Annotated in this window: 17 protein-coding genes; 10 read left to right on the top strand and 7 right to left on the bottom strand. The window is 71.6% G+C overall.

Going from position 1 to position 21,201, the window contains the following annotated elements; genetic code table 11:
* Positions 1-6 precede the first annotated feature (6 nt).
* From ACIRVF_RS31970 to pflA, 6 genes are all read left to right on the top strand, one after another.
* Positions 7-2,388, top strand: a complete 2,382-nt coding sequence (locus ACIRVF_RS31970; RefSeq protein WP_402825563.1) for a phosphoketolase — start codon at positions 7-9, stop codon at positions 2,386-2,388.
* A gap of 145 nt (positions 2,389-2,533) precedes the next feature.
* Complete coding sequence (locus ACIRVF_RS31965; RefSeq protein ID WP_402825642.1) at positions 2,534-3,226, top strand: universal stress protein; 693 nt, start codon at positions 2,534-2,536, stop codon at positions 3,224-3,226.
* A 130-nt stretch (positions 3,227-3,356) separates the two neighbouring features.
* The gene (locus ACIRVF_RS31960) at positions 3,357-4,217 is read left to right on the top strand and encodes a universal stress protein (protein ID WP_402825560.1); all 861 of its coding nucleotides are present in this window, start codon (positions 3,357-3,359) and stop codon (positions 4,215-4,217) included.
* 271 nt (positions 4,218-4,488) lie between these two features.
* Positions 4,489-7,152, top strand: a complete 2,664-nt coding sequence (adhE, locus tag ACIRVF_RS31955; protein ID WP_402825557.1) for a bifunctional acetaldehyde-CoA/alcohol dehydrogenase — start codon at positions 4,489-4,491, stop codon at positions 7,150-7,152.
* Between the two features lie 14 nt (positions 7,153-7,166).
* Positions 7,167-9,431, top strand: a complete 2,265-nt coding sequence (gene pflB / locus ACIRVF_RS31950; protein WP_402825554.1) for a formate C-acetyltransferase — start codon at positions 7,167-7,169, stop codon at positions 9,429-9,431.
* 75 nt (positions 9,432-9,506) lie between these two features.
* The gene (pflA, locus tag ACIRVF_RS31945; RefSeq protein ID WP_402825552.1) at positions 9,507-10,319 is read left to right on the top strand and encodes a pyruvate formate-lyase-activating protein; all 813 of its coding nucleotides are present in this window, start codon (positions 9,507-9,509) and stop codon (positions 10,317-10,319) included.
* 304 nt (positions 10,320-10,623) lie between these two features.
* Here pflA and ACIRVF_RS31940 read toward each other — a convergent pair whose 3' ends face one another.
* Positions 10,624-11,250: a hypothetical protein gene (locus ACIRVF_RS31940; protein ID WP_402825549.1), complete on the bottom strand. Its 627-nt coding sequence runs from the start codon at positions 11,248-11,250 to the stop codon at positions 10,624-10,626.
* Between the two features lie 165 nt (positions 11,251-11,415).
* A complete protein-coding gene (locus ACIRVF_RS31935; protein ID WP_402825547.1) occupies positions 11,416-12,984 on the bottom strand; it encodes an oleate hydratase in 1,569 nt (522 codons plus the stop codon).
* Positions 12,985-13,298: 314 nt separating this feature from the next.
* Here ACIRVF_RS31935 and ACIRVF_RS31930 point away from each other — a divergent pair, with 314 nt between their 5' ends.
* From ACIRVF_RS31930 to ACIRVF_RS31915, 4 genes are all read left to right on the top strand, one after another.
* Entirely contained in the window at positions 13,299-13,478 is a 180-nt protein-coding gene (locus ACIRVF_RS31930) for a hypothetical protein (RefSeq protein ID WP_402825544.1), read from the top strand.
* A 16-nt stretch (positions 13,479-13,494) separates the two neighbouring features.
* On the top strand, positions 13,495-14,346 hold the full coding sequence (locus tag ACIRVF_RS31925; protein ID WP_402825541.1) for a universal stress protein: 852 nt from the start codon (positions 13,495-13,497) through the stop codon (positions 14,344-14,346).
* Between the two features lie 91 nt (positions 14,347-14,437).
* The gene (locus ACIRVF_RS31920; protein WP_402825538.1) at positions 14,438-14,884 is read left to right on the top strand and encodes a universal stress protein; all 447 of its coding nucleotides are present in this window, start codon (positions 14,438-14,440) and stop codon (positions 14,882-14,884) included.
* 60 nt (positions 14,885-14,944) lie between these two features.
* The gene (locus ACIRVF_RS31915) at positions 14,945-15,619 is read left to right on the top strand and encodes a CBS domain-containing protein (protein WP_402825535.1); all 675 of its coding nucleotides are present in this window, start codon (positions 14,945-14,947) and stop codon (positions 15,617-15,619) included.
* Between the two features lie 953 nt (positions 15,620-16,572).
* Here the strand turns inward: ACIRVF_RS31915 and ACIRVF_RS31910 are convergent.
* The 5 genes from ACIRVF_RS31910 to narH all read right to left on the bottom strand — a co-directional run bounded on the left by ACIRVF_RS31910 (position 16,573) and on the right by narH (position 21,201).
* On the bottom strand, positions 16,573-17,754 hold the full coding sequence (locus ACIRVF_RS31910) for a molybdopterin molybdotransferase MoeA (protein ID WP_402825533.1): 1,182 nt from the start codon (positions 17,752-17,754) through the stop codon (positions 16,573-16,575).
* 68 nt (positions 17,755-17,822) lie between these two features.
* Entirely contained in the window at positions 17,823-18,080 is a 258-nt protein-coding gene (locus ACIRVF_RS31905; protein WP_402825530.1) for a DUF6457 domain-containing protein, read from the bottom strand.
* A 48-nt stretch (positions 18,081-18,128) separates the two neighbouring features.
* Positions 18,129-18,890 carry a respiratory nitrate reductase subunit gamma gene (narI, locus tag ACIRVF_RS31900; protein ID WP_402825527.1) on the bottom strand — a complete coding sequence of 254 codons (762 nt, stop codon included), beginning with the start codon at positions 18,888-18,890 and terminating at the stop codon, positions 18,129-18,131.
* Positions 18,887-19,672: a nitrate reductase molybdenum cofactor assembly chaperone gene (narJ, locus tag ACIRVF_RS31895; protein WP_402825524.1), complete on the bottom strand. Its 786-nt coding sequence runs from the start codon at positions 19,670-19,672 to the stop codon at positions 18,887-18,889. Before narJ ends, narI begins: the two co-directional genes overlap by 4 nt.
* Positions 19,669-21,201, bottom strand: a complete 1,533-nt coding sequence (gene narH / locus ACIRVF_RS31890) for a nitrate reductase subunit beta (protein WP_402825521.1) — start codon at positions 21,199-21,201, stop codon at positions 19,669-19,671. Before narH ends, narJ begins: the two co-directional genes overlap by 4 nt.

The following is a 21,201-nucleotide window of genomic DNA, read 5'->3' as shown; positions in this document are numbered from 1 at the left end:
ACAGTCATGTCCGTCACCCCAAGTTCGGCTCCCGGTGAACCCTCCGAGGAGGAGATCCGGGCGCTCGACGCCCACTGGCGGGCCGCCAACTACCTCGCGGCCGGCCAGATCTACCTGATGGCGAACCCGCTGCTGCGCGAACCGCTGCGCCCGGAGCACATCAAACCCCGCCTGCTGGGACACTGGGGCACCTCGCCCGGCCTCAACCTGGTGCACACCCACCTCAACCGGGTGATCAGCGCACGGGACCTCGACGCCGTCTGCGTCTGGGGCCCCGGGCACGGCGGGCCCGCCGTCCTCGCGAACTCCTGGCTCGACGGCAGCTACACCGACACCTACCCCGACATCACCCGCAACGAGGCCGGAATGGCCCGGCTGTTCCGCCAGTTCTCGTTCCCCGGCGGTGTGCCCAGCCACGTCGCACCCGAGACGCCCGGCTCCATCCACGAGGGCGGCGAACTCGGCTACGCGCTCTCACACGCCTACGGTGCCGCCTTCGACAACCCCGGCCTGCTGGTCGCCTGCGTGATCGGCGACGGTGAGGCCGAGACCGGCCCGCTGGCGGCCTCCTGGCACGGCAACAAATTCCTCGACCCGGTCCACGACGGCGCGGTGCTGCCGATCCTGCACCTCAACGGCTACAAGATCGCCAATCCGACCGTGCTCGCCCGCCTGCCCGAGGCGGAACTCGACGCCCTGTTGCGCGGCTACGGCCACGACCCGCTGTACGTCGGCGGCGATGACCCGCTCACGGTCCACCGGGCCATGGCCGAGGCCATGGACACCGCCCTCGACCGGATCGCCGCCATCCAGCACGAGGCCCGCGCCGGCGGCAGCACCCGCCGACCGCACTGGCCGCTGATCGTGCTGCGCACGCCCAAGGGCTGGACCGGACCGGCCGAGGTGGACGGCCTGCCGGTCGCGGGCACCTGGCGCGCCCACCAGGTGCCGCTCGACCAGGTCCGCGACAACCCCGCGCACCTGCGGCAGCTGGAGGACTGGCTGCGCTCCTACCGGCCGGAGGAACTCTTCGACGAACACGGCCGTCCATCGGCGCAGGTCCTCGGCCGCGTCCCCGAAGGCCCCCGCCGCCTCGGCGCGAATCCGCACGCCAACGGCGGCCTGCTGCTGCGGGACCTGCCGATGCCGTCACTTGAGCGCTACGCCGTACCCGTGGACAAGCCCGGTGCGACACTGCACGAACCGACCCGGGCCCTGGGCGACCTGCTCGCCGACCTGACGGCCGCCACCGCCGAGCGCCGGGACTTCCGTCTGGTCGGCCCGGACGAGACCGCCTCCAACCGCCTCCAGGCCGTCTACCGGGCGACCGGCAAGGCGTGGCAGGCCGAAACCCTGCCCGTCGACGAACACCTCGCCCACGACGGCCGGGTGATGGAGATCCTCTCCGAACACACCTGCCAGGGCTGGCTGGAGGGCTACCTCCTCACCGGCCGACACGGCCTCTTCTCCTGCTACGAGGCCTTCGTCCACATCGTCGACTCCATGGTCAACCAGCACATCAAATGGCTGCGCACCACCCGCGCCCTGCCCTGGCGCGCTCCCGTCGCCTCGCTCAACTACCTGCTCACCTCCCACGTCTGGCGCCAGGACCACAACGGCTTCTCCCACCAGGACCCCGGCTTCGTCGACCACGTCCTCAACAAGAGCCCCGAAGCCGTGCGGGTCTACTTCCCACCGGACACCAACACCCTGCTCGCCACCGCCGACCACGTGCTGCGCAGCCGCGACTACGTCAACGTCGTGGTCGCCGGCAAGCAGCCCTGCTTCGACTGGCTCACCCTCGACCAGGCCCGCGCCCACTGCGCCCGAGGTGCCGGGATCTGGGAATGGGCCGGCAGCGAGGACGGCACCGAGCCGGACGTCGTCCTCGCCTGCGCCGGGGACGTGCCGACCCAGGAGGCCCTGGCCGCCGCCGACCTGCTCCGCCGGCACCTGCCCGGCCTCCGCGTGCGGGTGGTCAACGTGGTCGACCTGGCCCGGCTGATGCCCGCGGAGGAGCACCCGCACGGGATGCCCGACGCCGAGTTCGACGCCCTGTTCACCCGTGATCGGCCGGTGATCTTCGCCTACCACGGCTACCCGTGGCTGATCCACCGCCTCGCCTACCGCCGGGCCGTCCACCCGCAGCTGCACGTGCGCGGCTACAAGGAGTCCGGCACCACCACCACGCCCTTCGACATGGTGGTCCGCAACGACCTGGACCGCTACCGCCTGGTCATGGACGTCATCGACCGCGTCCCCGGCCTGGCCGTGCGCGCCGCCGCCCTGCGCCAGGAGATGACAGACCGACGTACCCGTCACCACGACTGGATCCGCGAGCACGGCACCGACCTGCCCGAGGTCACCGACTGGACCTGGCAGGGCTGACCCGAAACCAGGGGGGCCGACCGTCAGGAGAACAGCATCATGGACCTGCCCGTCACCGTCGGAGTCGACGGCTCCGAAGCCAGCCTGGCCGCCGCCGACTGGGCCGCCCGCGAGGCGCTGCTGCGCGTGCTGCCCGCTACGCGTCCTGCACGCCCTGCCCCTGATGCCCCAGCTCCTGCCCAGCCGGTCCGCCGGGCGGCGCCCCGACCCGGGCGCCCTGTTGCACGAGGTCCGCCACGTCCTGGCGGTGCGCTACCCGCAGCTGGAGACCCGCACCGACGAGGTCCACGACCTCGCCACCGTCGCGCTGGTGGCCGCCGGGGAGGACGCCGAACTGGTCGTCGTCGCCGCCCGCGGCGCCGGCGGCTTCCCCGGGCTGCGCGTCGGGGCCACCGCCCTGCACCTGGCCGCCCGGGCCGGCTGCCCGGCGGTGGTGCTCCCGGTGGACCCGCCGGGCCCGGAACCGCGCGAGCAGGTCGTGGTCGGGCTGGACGCCCGGCGGCCCGCCGAGGCCGCCCTGGAGTTCGCCTTCGCCGCCGCACACCGCCACGGACTGCCGCTGCACGTCGTGCACGCCTCGGGCACCGGGGTGCCGGACGACGAGGACGAACTTCTCGCCCGCGTCCTTGCACCGTGGCAAGCCGCCCATCCCGAGGTCGAGGCCGTCGCGGACAGCACGGGCGCGGGAGCGGGCCTGGCGCTGGTGGAGGCGTCGGCCAAGGCCCGACTGCTGGTGCTGGGCAGGCGGCCCGCGTTCCTGGTCGGTGCGCTCGGCCCGGTTGGCCACGCCGTCCTGCACCACGCGCTCTCCCCGGTCGCCATCGTCCCCGAGGCGTGACCGGGACCTTCGGGCCGTCCCTGGGGCTGCTCGGCCCCTGGGGCCGGCCCGCGGCGACCGCGATCGTGGATCGCACACTGGGGTCGCCGGTATCCGCGCCGCGACCGTCGAATGAGGGAGGGCTGTCATCATGCCGTACGCCGTAGTGGTCGGGGTCGACGGATCGGAGCCGAGTACGGCCGCGGCCGAGTGGGCCGCCCAGGAGGCGCACCGCAGCGGCCGGCCGCTGCGGCTGCTCCACGTCGGGGGCGCGAGCTCGCCCGCGCCCGGGGAGGCCGACCGTGGCGGCGAGCCGCTGCCGCCGTCGGTGCTCGCCACCCGGGACCACATCGCGAGCGTGCTGCCCGGGCTGGAGTTGACCTGCGAGCACGTCCCCGGGAATCCGGCCTACGCGCTCGCCGCCGCCGGTGGCCGCAACGGTCTGCTGGTGCTCGGCTCGCGCGGGCTGGGAGGGTTCGCCGGGCTGCTGGTCGGCTCCGTCTCGCTGCGGGTGGCGGGCCACGCGAACTGCCCCGTCGTGCTGGTCCGCGCCGGGGCCGACGGCCAGGGCGGCGGCCAGGGCGACGTGGTGGTCGGGCTGGACAGCGACCAGGCATGCCCGGACGTCATCGCCTTCGCCTTCGAACAGGCCGCGGCACGGGGCGCGACGCTGCGCGTGCTGGAGAGCCGGAAGGTGCCCGCGGGGCCCTACTCGACCGAGGTCGTGGTGGACCAGCGGGAGATCAGGGAGGCGTTGGAAGCCGCGGAGCTGATGCGGCTCCAGGACGCCCTGGCCCCCTGGCGGGAGAAGCACCCGGAGGTCCGGGTCCAGGCCGAGCTCACCGCCTGGCCGGCCGGGCGGGCCCTGGTGGAGGCCTCCCGGAGCGCCTGCCTGACGGTGGTGGGACGCCGCCGGCCCAGGCTCCACCCGGCCGCGCCCTGGCTGGGCTCCGTCGCCCACGCCGTCCTCCATCACGCGCACAGCCCAGTCGCGATCGTGCCGCACGACTGAGAACGACCCCGCACAGGGCCGTGGGGGGGGGGGGGCCCCCGGCGCCCCCCCCCCCCCCCGGGGGGGGGGGGGGCCCCCCCGGCGCCCCCCCCCACGGCCGTCGGCGTGTCCACAGGGGACCACGCGGGCGAACGAGGGGACCTTCGGCCCGCGGGACTACCCCCAATGGCCGGGGCCCGGCCCGTACCGGCCGGGAGAGGCTGTCGGTGGACAGCCCGACCGGACATCTGCGGGCGCCAGCTTCCCCGGAAACCGAAAGGTGGTCCAGCCCATGCCCCGCCAGACACAGACCGAGGCGAAAGCCCCCTCCGCCCCGGTCCAGGCCCAGGTCGTAGCGCCGACCGCGGACATCGCTGTCGACCGTCTGGTGCGCAACGCGCTCGACGCGCTGGCCGCGTACGCGCCGTTCACCCAGGAGCAGGTCGACCACATCGTCAAGAAGGCCTCGCTGGCCGCGCTGGAGCGGCACACCTCGCTGGCGGTGCTGGCGGTGGAGGAGACCGGGCGCGGCGTGTTCGAGGACAAGGCGGTGAAGAACGTCTTCGCCTGCGAGAACGTCACCCACGTGATGGCCCGGACGAGGACGGTCGGGGTGGTGCACCGGGACGAGATCGACGGCATCGTGGAGATCGCCGAGCCGGTCGGCGTGGTCGCGGGCATCACCCCGGTCACCAACCCGACCTCGACCGTGATCTTCAAGTGCCTGCTGGCGCTGAAGACCCGCAACCCGATCGTCTTCGCCTTCCACCCCTCGGCCCAGCGCTGCTCCGCCGAGGCCGCCCGGATCGTCCGGGACGCGGCGGTGGCGGCCGGCGCGCCGACACACTGCGTCCAGTGGATCGACCAGCCCTCGATGGACGCCACCCACGCCCTGATGAACCATCCGGACGTGGCGACGATCCTGGCCACCGGCGGCAACGCGATGGTGCGGGCCGCGTACTCCTGCGGCAAGCCGGCCCTGGGCGTCGGCGCGGGCAACGTCCCGGCGTACGTGGAGCGGAGCGCCGATCTGCGGCGGGCGGTGAACGACATCGTGCTGTCGAAGTCCTTCGACAACGGGATGATCTGCGCTTCCGAGCAGGCGGTGATCCTGGACCGGGAGATCCGGGACGCGGCGCTGGCCGAGTTCCGCACGTTGAAGGCGCACCACGCGAGCGCCGAGGAGAAGGCGCTGCTGGAGCGGTACCTGTTCGGCTCCGGAGCGGGCGCCTCCTGCTCGGGCGGTCGGCTGAACTCGGCGGTGGTGGGCCGTTCGGCCGCGCAGGTGGCCGAGGCGGCGGGCTTCGTGGTGGCGGCCGACACCTCGGTGATCCTGGCCGACTGCGAGCGGGTCGGCCCGGCCGAGCCGCTGACTCGGGAGAAGCTCTGCCCGGTGCTGGCCGTCCTCACCGCCAGCTCCCGCCCGGAGGGTGTGGAGCTGGCCGCCGCCACGGTGGAGTTCGACGGGCTCGGGCACTCGGCCGCGGTGCACACCGAGGACGCGGCGTTCGTGGAGGAGTTCGGGCACGCGGTCAAGGCCTGCCGGATCATCTGGAACGCGCCCAGCTCGCAGGGCGGCATCGGTGACGTCTACAACGCCTTCACGCCCTCGCTGACCCTGGGCTGCGGCAGCTACGGGCACAACTCGGTGTCCGGGAACGTCTCGGCGCTGAACCTCGTCAACATCAAGCGGATCGGGCGGCGCAACACCAACATGCAGTGGTTCAAGGTCCCGCCGAAGATCTACTTCGAGCGCAACTCGGTCAAGTACCTGGCGAGCATGCCGAACGCGCACCGGATCGTCGTCGTCACCGACCGGACCATGGTGGAGATCGGCCACCTGGAGCGGATCCGCGGCGTGCTCGACCACCGCCGTGACCCGGTCGAGGTGCGGGTCATCGACTCCGTCGAGCCGAATCCGAGCATCGACACCGTCCGCAAGGGCGCCGCCCTGATGCGGGAGTTCGAGCCGGACACCATCGTCGCGCTGGGCGGCGGCTCGCCGATGGACGCGGCCAAGGTGATGTGGCTGATGTACGAACACCCGGAGGTCGAGTTCGCGGACCTGAAGGAGAAGTTCTTCGATATCCGCAAGCGCGCCTTCACCTTCCCCGACCTCGGCGCGAAGGCTCGACTGGTGTGCATCCCGACCACCTCCGGCACCGGCAGCGAGGTCACCCCCTTCGCGGTGATCACCGACACCGCCACCGGCCAGAAGTACCCGCTCGCCGACTACGCGCTCACCCCGAGCGTGGCCATCGTCGACCCGGCACTCACCACACACCTGCCGAAGGACGTCACCGCGGACACCGGCTTCGACGCCCTCACCCACTGCATCGAGACCTACGTCTCGGTCTACGCCAACGACTTCACCGACGGGCTCGCGCTCCAAGGCATCCGGCTCATCTACGAGAACCTGGAACGGGCCGTGCTGAACGGCCCGGACGACCCGGTGGCCAGGGAGAAGATGCACAACGCCGGGACGATCGCCGGCATGGCCTTCGGCTCGGCCTTCCTGGGCGCGGTCCACGCCATGGCGCACACCCTCGGCGCAACCTTCCATATCGCCCACGGCCGCACCAACGCGCTCCTGCTGCCGCACGTGATCCGCTGGAACGGCTCCGCCCCGGCCAAGGTCACCGGCTGGCCCAAGTACCAGAGCTACACCGCCCCCGAGCGCTACCAGGCCATCGCCCGGACGCTCGGCCTGCCGGCCGCCACCCCGGAGCAGGGCGTCGAGTCCCTCGCCGCCGCCGTGGAGGAACTGCGCGACAAGGTCGGCATCCCGCGCTCCTTCAAGGCCGCCGGCGTGGATGAGGCGGCCTTCCTCGCCGCCCTGCCCCAGCAGGCGATGAACGCCTACGAGGACCAGTGCGCACCCGCCAACCCCCGCATGCCGATGACCGCCGACCTGCAGCAGCTGATGCGCCAGGCCTACTACGGCGACCAGGCCTGAGAGAGGACACCGACATGACCACCTCGCAGCAGGAAAACACCACGAGCGCCTGGGACGGCTTCAAGGGCGGACTCTGGCGGGACGCCATCGACGTCCGGGACTTCATTCAGCACAACTACACCCCGTACGAGGGCGACGCCGCCTTCCTGGCCGGCCCCACCGAGCGGACCACCGCGGTGTGGCGGCAGATCACCGCCCGCTTCCCCGAGGAGCGCGCCAAGGGGGTCCTCGACATCGCGTACGACGTCCCGTCGAGCATCACCGCGCACGCGCCCGGATACATCGACCGGGAGCGGGAGTTGATCGTCGGCCTGCAGACCGACGCCCCGCTCAAGCGCGCGATCATGCCCTACGGCGGCTGGCGGATGGTCGCGGGCGCGCTGCGGACCTACGGTTACCCGGTCGACCCGCAGCTGGAGAAGGTCTTCACCGAGTACCGCAAGACCCACAACGACGGCGTCTTCGACGCGTACACCCCCGAGATCCTCGCCGCCCGCAAGGCCGGCGTCATCACCGGCCTGCCGGACGCCTACGGGCGCGGCCGGATCATCGGCGACTACCGCCGCGTCGCCCTCTACGGCGTCGACCGTCTGACCGAGGCCAAGCTCGCCGAGAAGGCCGAACTGGACGCCGCGCCCACCGACCCCGCCCGGCTCGAGGAGACGATCCGCGAACGCGAGGAACTCGCCGAGCAGATCCGGGCGCTGGGCGAACTCAAGCAGATGGCCGACGGCTACGGGTACGACATCTCCGGCCCGGCCGTGACCGCCCGCGAGGCGATTCAGTGGCTCTACTTCGCCTACCTGGCGGCGGTCAAGGAGCAGAACGGCGCGGCCATGTCGCTCGGCCGCACCTCGACCTTCCTTGACGTCTACCTCCAGCGCGACCTGGAAGCAGGGCTGCTGACGGAAGACCAGGCCCAGGAGCTGGTGGACGACTTCGTCATCAAGCTGCGGATCGTCCGCTTCCTGCGCACCCCTGAGTACGACGAGCTGTTCTCCGGGGACCCGACCTGGGTCACCGAGTCGATCGGAGGCATGGGAGCGGACGGGCGGACGCTGGTCACCCGGACGTCCTTCCGCTACCTGCAGACCCTCTATAACCTGGGCCCGGCGCCCGAGCCGAACATGACCGTCTTCTGGTCACCGCAACTTCCGCAGGGCTTCAAGGAGTTCTGTGCCCGGGTCTCCATCGACACCTCCTCGGTGCAGTACGAGTCCGACGAGCTGATGCGCCCGCGCTTCGGCGACGACACCGCGATTGCCTGCTGTGTCTCCGCGATGGAGGTCGGCCGGCAAATGCAGTTCTTCGGCGCGCGGGTCAACCTCGCCAAGACCCTCCTCTACGCGATCAACGGCGGCCGGGACGAGCTGACCGGCGCCCAGGTCGGCCCGGCCACCGATCCGGTCGACGGAACCGTGCTCGACTACGACGAGGTGCTGGCCCGCCTCGACGAGCAGGTGGAGTGGCTGGCCGGGACGTACGTCCACGCCCTGAACGTCATCCACTACATGCACGACAGGTACGCCTACGAGCGGATCGAGATGGCCCTGCACGACCGGGACGTCCGGCGCACCATGGCCTGCGGCATCGCCGGGCTCGCGGTGGCCGCCGACTCGCTGTCGGCCATCAAGTACGCGAAGGTCCGGCCCGTGCGGGACCAGACCGGGCTGGTCACCGACTACCTGGTCGACGGGGAGTACCCGGCGTACGGCAACAACGACGACCGGGTGGACTCGATCGCCGTCCGGCTGGTCGAGGACTTCATGGCGAAGGTGCGCAAGCACCCCACCTACCGGGGCGCCGAGCACACCCAGTCCGTCCTGACCATCACCTCCAACGTCGTCTACGGCAAGAAGACCGGCAACACCCCGGACGGACGGCGGGCCGGCGAGCCGTTCTCCCCCGGCGCCAACCCGATGAACGGGCGCGACGCCCACGGCTACGTGGCGAGCGCGCTGTCCGTCGCCAAGCTGCCGTACGACCAGGCCGAGGACGGCATCTCGCTCACCAACACCGTCACCCCGGACGCGCTCGGCCGCACCCCCGAGGACCGGGTGTGCAACCTGGTCGGCGTCCTGGACGGCTACACCACCTGCCGCGGCTTCCACATGAACGTCAACGTCCTGGACCGGGACACCCTGCTGGACGCCATGGACCACCCGGAGAAGTACCCGCAGCTGACCATCCGGGTCAGCGGCTACGCGGTCAACTTCGTCCGGCTCACGCGGGAGCAGCAGCTCGACGTGATCGGCCGCACCTTCCACGACGCCCTGTAGGCCGCATCCGCCGCTCGCGGTGCCGGCGCTTCCCCGACCAAGGGCGCCGGCACCGCGCTTTACCGGGAGATTCCCATGCCCGATCCCGTTCTGCCCGTCCATCTGTCGAGTCGATCCGCGTCGGCTGAGACACCGGCCGCCGTCGCCGGCAGGCGCCCGGCCGGCGGAATGTTCCACTCCTGGGACCTGTCCACGGGCGTCGACGGCCCCGGCACCCGCTTCGTCGCCTTCCTGGCCGGGTGTCCGCTGCGTTGCCTGTACTGCCACAACCCCGATACCTGGCACTTGCGTGACGGGCGACGCATCCGCGCGGACGAGATCGTCGGTGCGGCGGCCGGGTGCGTCGAGTTCATCCGCGCCGCCGGCGGCGGCGCCACCGTCAGCGGTGGCGAGCCGCTGCTTCAGCCGGTTTTCACCGGGGAGTTGCTGCACCGCTTCAAGCACGACCTCGGGCTGCACACGGCGCTGGACACCTCCGGCTTCCTGGGCGCCCGTGCCACCGACGCGCTGCTCGCCGACACCGACCTCGTCCTGCTCGACATCAAGTCCTGGGACCGCTCCCTCTACCGGCACCTCACCGGACGGGAGCTGGCCCCCACCCTCGACTTCGCCCGCCGTCTGGCGGATCTCGGCAAGGAGGTCTGGGTCCGCTTCGTCCTCGTCCCCGGCCTGACGGACCCGGTCGAGAACGTCGAGGGGGTCGCCGCCTTCGCCGCCTCGCTGGGCAACGTCACCCGGGTCGATGTCCTCCCGTTCCACAAGCTCGGCATGGCGAAGTGGCGTGCGCTGGGCCTGGAATGCTCGCTCGCGGAGACCCCGGTGCCCACCAGCGACCAGATGGCGAAGGTGCGTGCCGTGTTCGAGGCCCACGGCCTGCACACCGTCTGACAGCCCTGATCGGCCGCGGACGCATCGCGCGAGAGCGAGGCTCCCAGAGGGGAAGCCTCGTTCTCGTGTGCCCGGGAGTCGAAGCGCCGTGGCTGGTGGGCGCCGCGGCCTGACACGGTGCGCCGGCCTCGGTCTGGCTGCCCCAGCCGACAAGGGACGCCTGCCGGTGTGGTGTCGGAGATCAGGGGCGCGCTGAACCGGAAACCGCCGGAGCCGACGGCACCCTTCCCCGTGGAGGGGTTGGTGCCGCCGGCTCCGGCAGCGGGGCCTCGGCGTGCGGTGCTTCCGAGACGGCGGTGGGGTCTCAGCGGAGCCAGGCGTGCTCGCGGACGACCGGGAGGGCGGCCCAGCGGCGCCCCAGCCCCCACGTGTCGCCGGCGCCGACGGCGGCCAGCGCGATGAGCAGCAGCGCGTAGACGACGTGGTAGTCGACGACGGGGTTGCTGGAGCCGCTGGCGGCGCCGTTGGCCAAATGGCGGGCGGGTGGCCACTCGGCGGCCCACATCAGGGCCAGCAGCAGGGTCCCGCCACCGGCGGCGACGCGCATCCCGACGCCGCCGACGAACGCGAGGCCGATGCCGAGCAGGCCGAGCATGAACAGCCAGTCGGCCCAGGCCTGCCCGGCCCAGGCATGGAAGGTGGACTGGAGCGGACCGGCCCAGACGTGGCTGAGGAAGCCCTTCGTCGGGGAGCCGCCGTTGAGCCAGGAGCCGGCCTCTCCGGTGGCGTAGCCGAGGCCGAACGTCTTGTCGAGGAAGGCCCAGAGGAAGACGAAGCCGACGGTGATCCTGGCGCCCGCGATGGCGAGCCCTGTTCCGGTGGTCAGGGCGACGGCGCCCGATGCCTCCGGGGAGCGCCGGGTCGCGACCGGGCGCCAGCCCGTGGTGAGACGGTGGGTGAACCGGGGGAGGTGCGGGTGATGGACGGCCATGGCTAGCTCTCCTTGTCGACCTCACGGTGGATCGGTCGTTCTGTGGCGCCGGGACAGGACGGTCGGCCGGGCCTTGAGGCGCCGGGCTCCAAGGCGCCGGGCCGGGTCGTGCGGGTGGAGTGGGGAGGCGGGCGGTGCCCGCCTCCCCCGGGCGCGCCGGGCGGGCTACTTGCGGTGCATGGTGTGCAGGGCCTCAGCCAGGACGTGCGGGTCGTGGTGGCCCTCGTGGACGGCCGGGGGCTGCCGGTCGAGGTCGAGCAGTTGTGCGACGGCGGCCCAGGCGGTGCGTACGGAGTACTCGACGGTGAAGACGACGTCGTCGGGGACCTCGGCGTACTGGCCGATGAAGGCGAGGTTGGTGGAGCCCTTCGGGACCACCTGCGGCCGGTCGCCGTGACTGCGCGCGAGGAACTGGCTGGTGATGTACGGCATCAGGCAGGGGATGGCGGTCGAGGTCCCGGTGATCTTCTCGGCGGTGTCGGGGTCCACGGCCAGGTGCTGGAGGACTTCCTGGAGGATCTCCGCGCCGCTGCACTCCCGCATCGACTTCTTGACGAAGGTGCCGGGCCTGTCGGGGAAGAGGCCGTAGCCCCACCACACGGATACGCCTTCGGGCTGCTGCTGGTAGACCGGCTGGCGGTTGACGACGACGGTGAGCAGCCACGGGGAGTCGGTGAGGGTGAGCAGGCCGCCGCGGCCGGTCGGGCGGCCGGTGAACTTCTCCATCCAGTCGAGGAAGGCGGGGTCCTTGGCAGTGACGGTGAAGGACTCCCAGGTGGATTCGTCCGGGTGGTGATCGAAGACGGCGGGGTTGCCGAAGTCGTCGCGGCCACGGGCGATCCGGTGCCACAGCAGGAAGGAGTCGGGACTGAGAGAGGTGTTCGGGCTCGCCGGCGGGGCGGTGTGGGAGCCGAGGACGGAATCGGCGGTCATCGATCCGTTGGTGACGAACACTAGGTCCTCCTCGGCGACCGGGATGTCGGCGTGCGCGCCGGTGAAGTGGATGCGCTCGACGCTCGTTCCCGGCCCGCGCCGGAAGGCCAGGTCCGCGACCCGGCGGCCGGTGTGAAGGTGGACTCCCTGCTCCAGGAGCCAGGCGGTGAGCGGGCGGACGATCGAGTCGTACTGGTTGTAGCGGGTCCGGTAGATCCCGGACATCGTCTGGAACTCCGGGAAGAGGTGGACGAAGCGCTTGAGGTAGCGCCGGAACTCGATGGCGCTGTGCCAGGGTTCGAACGCGAAGGTGGTGCACCACATGTACCAGAAGTCGGTGGTGAAGAAGCCCTCGTCGAAGCAGTCCGTGATGCGCTTGCCGTCCAGCAGCCGCTCGGGCGTGGCCAGGCACTTGACCAGTTCGAGCCGGTGACGTTCGGAGAAGCCCATGGCGTGTCCGTCGCAGATCTCGCCGCCCGCCCGCACCAGCCGGGCGGTGTCGTCCCAGGGGGACTCGTCGTGCGAGTCGAGGATGTCCTGCGTGGCCGACTTCGACGGGTCGTCCAGCGACGGGATGCCGGATAGCAGGTCGTACGTGCAGCGGAACTGGGCCTCGAACATCCGGCCGCCGCGCATCGTGTACCCCGTCTCGGGCGTACCGCCCGCGTCCAGGCTGCCGCCGACCACCCCCTGGTCCTCGTAGAGGTGGATGTCGTCGCCGGTGAAACCCGCGTCCCGGATGAGGAACGTTGCTGCGGACAGGGCGGCGATGCCGCCTCCGACCAGGTGGGCCTTGGGCATCGGAGGTCTCCTCAACTGCCGTGCAGTGAACCGCCATCGGCTGGATGAGCAGCGATCCCGGCGGTTGGTGCCGGGCGATCGAGTCCATCGATCGGGGGTGCGAACGACAGCTTGCTCCCGGGCCGGCCGGCGGGTCGTTGGGCCATTGGTCACCGGTGGCGGAACGACGGTCCCGGTGGCATCCCGGGTTCGCGGGACCGGTGGACCGGGACCTTCGGGCCCTGCCGCGGGGCAACGTGGACCCTGTCGAACAGCGTGCGCGAAGGAAGGGTTGATCGGGCGGACACCTATCGCAGGACCCGAGGAGGAGACCCATGAACAGTCGCGGACCGACCCCCGCCGTGCCCGCGCCCGGGCCCGAGCCCGTGGCCCTGCTCGGGCCCGTGGTCGTCGGCGTCGGCCGCTCCGCGGCCAGTCATGGAGCCGTGACCTGGGCGGCGGACGAGGCCGCCCGCACCGGCCGGGCTCTGCGGCTGGTCGCCGTCCTGGAGTGACCGCAGACCGATCAGGGTGGGGACCCCCGCGGCTGCTGGACGATCACCTCCGGGGCGGGGCGACATCGTCCTGGCGCAGGCGCGCAAGCTCGTCGAGCAGTGGCACCCCAGTGTGGAGACCGAGACCCGCGCGGTCGACGGGCCGCAGGCGCGCGGGCTGCTGGAGCAGGCCGCGGACGCCTCGCTCCTGGTGGTCGGAGGCAAGCGCAGGCCGGTTGCCGAGCAGGTGTTCACGCTCCCGCCGATCGGTGTCCCGCTCAGCTCCCACGCCCCCTGCCCGGTGGCGGTCGTCCGCGAGGCGGATACCGCCGTGAATGCCCCCAGGCCGCTGGTCGTCGTCGAAGTGGACGGATCGCCGGGCTCCCTGGTGGCTCTGGAACTCGCCTTCGCGCAGGCCGCGGCACACAGTGCCGTGCTGCGCGTGCTCCAGGTCTGCCGGGCCCGTCCAGGGCGGACCTCCGCCGCGCACACGGAGGCTGCGGGCCGGGCTGAGGCCGAGCTTCTCCGTGCAACCGGCGAGTTGCGCAAGCGCGATCCGCGAGTCGAGGTCGAACACGAAGTGGTGTTCGGGCGCCCCGTGGGAGCACTGCTGGGCGAGGCTGCTCGGGCCCTGTGTCTCGTCGTCGGTTCGCGTCGCCTCGGCGGCTTCCGGGGCCTGCTCCTCGGGTCGGTGAGCCATGCCCTCGTCGAGCACGCGGAGTGCCCGCTGATCGTCGTCCCCGTGCAAGGGGCGCTGAGGGGCATGGCGTGGATCCCGACCTCGGCCGCTCACACGGTCCGGGCGGGACCGTCACGCCCAAGACCGCACCGCACGGCATCGCCCTCGGCAGAGAACTCACATTCCTGTGCCGGGCAAGGACCGGGCTGAAGGTCCCGGCCTCCGGGACCCGTTCGGTCCTTCGCAACTTCGCCAGCAGTGCCGATGGTTGAGACCAACGAGAACACGAAGGAGAAGGCACATGGGCGAGCAGACCGGACCGGAGCAGCGGATCGTGGTCGGTGTCGACGGATCGCCGGCATCGGTCGACGCACTCCGATGGGCCATCGGCCAGGCCCGCATACAGGAGGCCGTAGTGGAGGCCCTGATCGCGTGGCAGCACCCGGTGGCCACCGGCTGGACGGTGCCGATCGAGGCCTACGAGGATCTCCCGGGCATCGCGCGGAAGACCCTCGACGACAGCGTCACGGAGGCGACCGGCTCCGACGCCCCGGTTGAGATCAGGACCCGGGTGCAGGAGGGCGGCGCCGCGGCGTGCCTGCTGGACGCGGCCCGCGGCGCCGACCTCCTGGTCGTCGGCAGCCGGGGCCACGGAGGCTTCGCCGGAGCCCTGCTCGGCTCGGTCGGCCAGCACTGCGTCCAGCACGCGCCCTGCCCCGTCGTCGTGGTCCGCCACCGGAACGACTGACCCGCACACCCAGCACCAGACGCGCGGCCGCGCCGCCGATCGGAAAGGAGCGAACCGACCATGCGACACCGGATCGTGGGAGAACTGATGACCCCGGCCGTCGTGCACGTACGGCCCGACACCGGCTTCAAGGAGATCGCCCGACTGCTCGCCGAGCACGACATCACCGCCGTGCCCGTCCTGGACCACGAGGACCGGCCACTCGGCCTGGTCTCCGAAGCCGACCTGCTGCTCAACGAAGCGGCCCAAGAGGACCCCGCCGGCCTGCTGCTCACCCCGGACCTGCCGCCCCGCGAGCGCGCCCGCAGCCGGGCGACCACCGCCGTGGGCCTCATGACCACCCCGGCCGTGTGCGCGCGCCCGGAGTGGACGGTCGTCGAAGCGGCCCGCCTGATGCAGAGCGAGCGCGTCAAGCGCCTGCCCGTCGTCGACGAGGCCGGCCGCCTGGTGGGCATCGTCAGCCGCAGCGACCTGCTCCGCGTGTTCCTACGCCACGATGCGGCGATCCGCGAGGAGATCCGCGCCGAGGTCCTGCGCCGCCTCCTGGGCATCGACCCGGACACCGTGGACGTCCGGGTGCAGGACGGCCGCGTGACCCTCACCGGCGCGCTCGGCCACGGCGGCCAGGCGGCGGTGGTCGAGCGCCTGTGCCGCGGCGTGGACGGCGTCGTCGACGTCACCAGCCACCTCGACCACCGCACGAAGGCCACCACTGCCCTGAACCGGGCCGGCTGACTCTCCCCCGCCGCAACCACCCGCGGCATCCGGCACCGGCCGCCGTCGACGACTTCGACGGCGGCCGATGGGGGCAAGGGGTCGCAGGTTCAAATCCCGTCGTCCCGACCGCGAGTTTTCGCAGGTCGGAGGGCGCTTCCATCGGAATGATGGAAGCGCCTTTTTGTGCGTGTCGCGGGGTGGTGGTCGCATGGTGGACGCCCCCTGACCGGCCTGGGAACGCCGCCTGATGGTGGGCGGTGCTAAACAACTCGCCGCAGTCAGGCTGGAGTTGAGGCTGGATGGTCAAGCGTGGTGCCTCGCGGTCGGAGGACCTCAGCTCTCCTGAATGGGTGACATGTTGCCGTCGAGTTGACGGGCACCATGCGTGATCTGCCCCGTCGGTGACTGATCCGTGCAGATTTGTTCGAATTTCTGGGCCTGAATCCTCGCTCGCAGTTCGGTCGAGTGATCGTTCCGGTGCGACCACCACGCGATCACCAGAACCTGGCCGTGCTCGCTGAGCTGCTGTCACCCCTTGAAAGTGCGACAAGGAAAGCTCTTCGTAGCCGGAAAGCGTTGCCAAGCCCTCGGGTCACGGTCGCTGAGCAGCTTGCTCTGCGTCTATGTGCTATCGGCTTGGGGTCGCGATGCTCAGCCAGGAAATGCGCTGGCTTCGGTTGGGTCAGATCTTCGCGGCTAATGTTCCGCTGGCGTTGTTCCAGGAACTGCCGCTGGCGTGTTTCCGGTGGCCGTCCGTTCTGGGAAGGCTTCATGGTGGAGCGGACTGCGCGCAGCTGCGATCCGCGCTGGCGGTTCACCGTTCGGAAGTGCCGCTGATCTTTGCGGTCGGGGAGTTGTGCACGCATTGCGCGTGGCCGGTTCCGGCAGGGCCATCCACTCGTCGTGTTCACTGAGGCGCCGGCATATCTGACGCCGTTGAGGGCGTGGACGGAGTTGTCCGGTGGTTGTGGTCAGTTGCCGGACAGGCCCAGTACCTCGACGACGGTGTCGGCAGGCACACCGCCCGGCGGTACCACGGCGAGACCGTCGGCGAGGGCCAGTCCGCGCAGCATGGCCGGGCCGTCGAACGGCAGCGGGCTTGCGGTGGACTCCTTGAGCGCCACCGGCACTAGGCGGGTGTCCCGCGGGTGGCCCGGTAGGTTGGCGGCGGCGGTGACCTGGTGGGGTGAGTCCGTTCGGCCGGCCAGCCGTCGGAGCAGTGGCTGGGCCAGGGTCAGCGTGCCTGCCATGGCGGCGAGCGGATTGCCGGGCAGGCCGACCAGCGTGCGGGTCCGGCCGTGGACGGTGGGTGTGATTTCGGCGAGCAGCATCGGGTGGCCGGGGCGTACCGCGACGGAGTCGACCAGTAGCCGGGCACCCGTCTCGGTGAGCGCGCGGTGCAGGAAGTCCGCCGGCCCGGCGGCGGTGCTGCCGGTGGTGATCACGATGTCGGCGCGCGAGCCGCGCAGCGCGTCAGCGAGCAGCCCGAGGTCGTCTCCCACCCGGTGGACCCCGACCACGTCGGCGCCGCCGTTCCGCAGTAGGGGCGGCAGCAGGGGACCGAGGGCGTCGCGGACGCGACCCGCGACCGGGATGCCCGAAGTCAGCAATTCGTCACCGAGGAGGAGGAGTTCCACGGTAGGTCGACGGTGAACTCTCAGCCGGTCGTAGCCGGCGGCCGCCGCCAGGCCCAGCACGGCGGGGGTGACGGTCGTGCCGGCAGGCAGGAGCACGTCACCGTGGCGGCACTCCTGAGCGCGGGGCCGGACGTCGCGGTTCGGGGCCAGGTCCGGGGTGAGGTGGTGCAGGACATCGCCGCCGGATGCTGCCAGGCCACCGTGCTCGTAGCGCAGGACGGCCGTCGCGCCGGGAGGCAGGGGAGCGCCTGTGGCGATGGGTACGGCGGTTCCGCGGTCGAGCGGCACGGCCGGCGCGGCGCCCGCCAGGATGCCGCCGTCGCGCAGCCGCCACGGGCCCGGTCCGGCCACCGCCCAGCCGTCCATCGCGGAGGTGTCGAACGGTGGCAGGTCGGTGAGCGCCGTCAGTGGCTCGGCGAGGGCGTGGCCGAGGGCCTCAGGGAGGAGGCGGGAGACGGCGGGCAGCGGGCCTTCGGCGCTGTTCTGGGCAGCTGTCCGCGCCTGTTCCCAAGTCATGCTCCGTACGCCGCGTTCGGTTCGGTGCGATGTGCCGTGCTCGGCGCGGTTGGGGAGTGTCAGGTGGTTCATGCCGTCCCCGCGTCCTCGGGCTGCTTCGCCGTCCAGTGCTCGGCCAGTCGGGAGACCGTGCGGTTGGCTTCGGTGACCGCTTGGGGGTCACCGCCGCTGCGGGCGGCCGCGTAGCCGACCAGGAACGCGGTCAACGGAGCGGCGGGGCGGGCCACCTCGTGGGCGACGATCCGGGTCATGTCGAGCAGATCGTTGACGTCGACGTCGAGGTCGATGCCGAGTTCGTCCTTCACCGCGTCGATCCATCTCTTCATTCGGTGCTCCTCATGCGCTGGTGATCGTCCGTCGGGTCTGCCTCAGGCTCAGGCTTGGCGGCGCGCCGCTGTGCTCCGGCTGGGACGCCTCGTCGGTTGGGCACGTCGGCGGTAGACGAGGTAGGGGCGGACCAGGTAGCCGATCGGGACGCTCCACACGTGGACCAGCCGGGTGAAGGGCCAGGCGGCGAACAGCAGGCAGGCGGTGAGGGCGTGCAGTTGGAACAGCAGCGGTGCTCCGGCGATGGCCTCGGGCCTGGGGTGCAGGGCGAACAGGCCGCGGAACCAGACCGAGACGGTGGAGCGGTAGTCGTAGCCGCCGCCGAGGACGTTGTGCACCGTGGTGGCGCTGATGCCGAGCAGCACGGTGGCGGACAGCAGAGGGAACAGCAGCCGGTCGCTGCGGCTGGTGGTGAGGCGGATCCGGCGGGTGAGCAGGCGTCTGGCGCACAGCATGCCCAGTCCGGTGACCATGGCCGTGCCGGCGACGGAGCCGAGGGCGACGGCGGTGGCGTGGTAGGAGTCCTCGCTGATGCCGGCCGCCTCGGTCCAGGAGGCGGGCACAGCCAAGCCCACGACGTGGCCGCCGATCACGGCGAAGGCGCCCAGGTGGAAGAGCGGGCTGCCCCAGCGCAGCCAGCTCTTCTCCAGGAGTTGGCTGGTGTGCGAGGTCCAGCCGAACTGGTCCTGTCGGTAGCGCCAGACGTGTCCGACCACGAAGACGGCGAGGCAGACGTAGGGGTAGGCGACCCAGAGCAGCAGGTCGGTTCCGCCGGTGGCGGCGGCGAGCGGGTGGATGGGGGCGCTCATCGGGCGGGCTCCGGGTCGTGGGTGGCGGCCGGCGCGGTGACCGGTCGGGGCGGCACTATGCTCGGGGGCGCCGGCAGTGGTGGGACGAACGTCTGGGGCGGTGCGAACAGTTCGCCGCTGTACGGGTCCAGTCCCACGTCCTCGGTGGGCGGTCCTTCCGCGGCCAGCCGGGCCACTGCTTCGAGGTCGGCGGCGGTCGGTGGCGGAAGGAGGGTGAGCAGCGCGCCGAGCAGGTTCACGTAGGGGGAGTGGAAGTCCGTGAGCGAGTGGTGGATGAGCTCCAGTCCGCGCCGGTGGCGGCGCAGCGGTGCCTCGCCCGCGCCGGGGCCGGCCAGGGCCGCGAACTCCAGGACGACGGGCAGGTGGTCGGGCAGTTCGCCGCCGTCGACGGTCCAGCCGGCGGCGCGGTAGCTCTGGGCGAGGGTGAGCAGGGCCATGCCGCGGCGGCGGGTGTCGCCGTGCAGGTAGTAGGTGAGGTAGAGGCTGGACTTGCGGCGCAGGTCGAAGACCTCGACGTAGTGGCGTTCCAGTTCCTCCGGGTCCGCATCGCTGAACCAGGCGGTGAATTCCGCCAGTTGCTCGGCCGCGGGTGAGGGAGACAGTTCCCGGACGGCGGTGGTGAGCGAGGGACGGGCCGCGGTCAGTCCGGCGTCGGGGTACTGCAGCATCAGGGACAGCAGGCGCAGCAGCAACGCGCGTTCGGCGGTCTGTTCGGCCGTGAGGTGTGCGGGGCGGCTGGGGCGGCGGACCGCGGGCTGGACGAGGGTGCGCAGCGGCTTCACCGAGTACCTCCGGCGCTGCGGCGCAGGGTGGGGATGCCGAGCATCACGCGGCGGTTCGAACCGCCGGACGACGGGTCACCGCTGGTTTCGACCGGGCAGCGGTCCGACATGGCGCTCAGCCCGGCGGCGTCCTCCTTGTGGGCGGCGGGGACGACGTAGCGGTCGGCGTACTTGGCGACGGCCAGCAGCCGGTGCAGGTCCTGCGCCTCGCGGGCGGTGAGCCCGACGGCCTTGAGCGCGGTCTCGTCGCCGGCCTCGCCGAGGGTGCGCTGACGCATGTAGGAGCGCAGGGCGGTGAGCTTCATCAGTACGCCGGCCACTACGTCGGTGTCCCCGGCGGTGAAGAGCTCCGCGAGGTACTCCAGCGGGATGCGCAGCTGCGTGACGGCGGCGAAGACGTGGTCGGGGTCGTCCTGGTTCCCGCCCGCCGCGCTGACGGCGTCCAGGACGGGCGACAGTGGCGGCACGTACCAGACCATCGGCATGGTTCGGTATTCCGGATGCAGAGGCAGCGCCACCATGTAGCGCATGACGAGGTCGTACACGGGGGAGCGGCGGGCCGCCTCCAGCCAGTCCTCCGGGATCCCGGATTTGCGTGCCGCCGCGATCACCTCGGGGTCGGAGGGGTCGAGGAAGACGCCGCGCTGCGCGTCCAGCAGGTTCGTCTCGTCGGGGGTGGCCGCGGCCTCGCCGACGCGGTCGGCGTCGTAGAGCAGCAGCCCGAGGTAGCGCAGCCGGCCGACGCAGGTCTCGGAGCAGACGGTGGGTTGGCCGGCCTCGATGCGCGGGAAGCAGAAGGTGCACTTCTCGGCCTTGCCGCTGGCGTGGTTGACGTACACCTTCTTGTACGGGCAGGCGGTGACGCACATCCGCCAGCCGCGGCAGCGGTCCTGGTCGACCAGGACGATGCCGTCCTCCACTCGCTTGTACATCGCACCGGACGGGCAGGCCGAGACGCACGCGGGGTTGAGGCAGTGCTCGCACAGGCGCGGCAGGTGGAACAGGAAGGTCTGCTCGAACTCGAACTTCACCTTCCGCGCCCACTCACCGCTCAGGTTGGGGTCGCCAGAGGCGTGTTCGGGTGCACCGCCGAGTCCGTCCTCCCAGTTGGCGCCCCAGGTGATTGCGGTGGGCCGTCCGGTGAGGACCGAGCGGGGCCGGGCGACGGGCATGTCCGGTCCGGCGGGGGCGCTGACCAGGTTGTCGTAGTCGTAGGTGACCGGCTCGTAGTAGTCCTCGATGCCCGGCAGGTCAGGGTTGGAGAACAGGGACAACAGCCGCTTGACCCGGCCTCCGGAGCGCAGTACGAGGCGCCCGCGCTTGTCGAGCATCCAGCCGCCCTTCCACTGATCCTGGTCCTCGTAGCGGCGCGGGTAGCCGACGCCGGGTTTGGTCTCGACGTTGTTGAACCAGGCGTACTCGACGCCGGTGCGGTTGGTCCACGTTTGCTTGCAGGTGACCGAGCAGGTGTGGCAGCCGATGCACTTGTCGAGGTTCATGACCATCGCGATCTGTGCCATCACGCGCAT

The organism is Kitasatospora sp. NPDC101157 (assembly GCF_044768255.1).
Taxonomy (GTDB): domain Bacteria; phylum Actinomycetota; class Actinomycetes; order Streptomycetales; family Streptomycetaceae; genus Kitasatospora.
The sequence above is the reverse complement of the archived record's forward strand: the minus strand, read 5'-3'. Positions and strand labels throughout refer to the sequence as shown.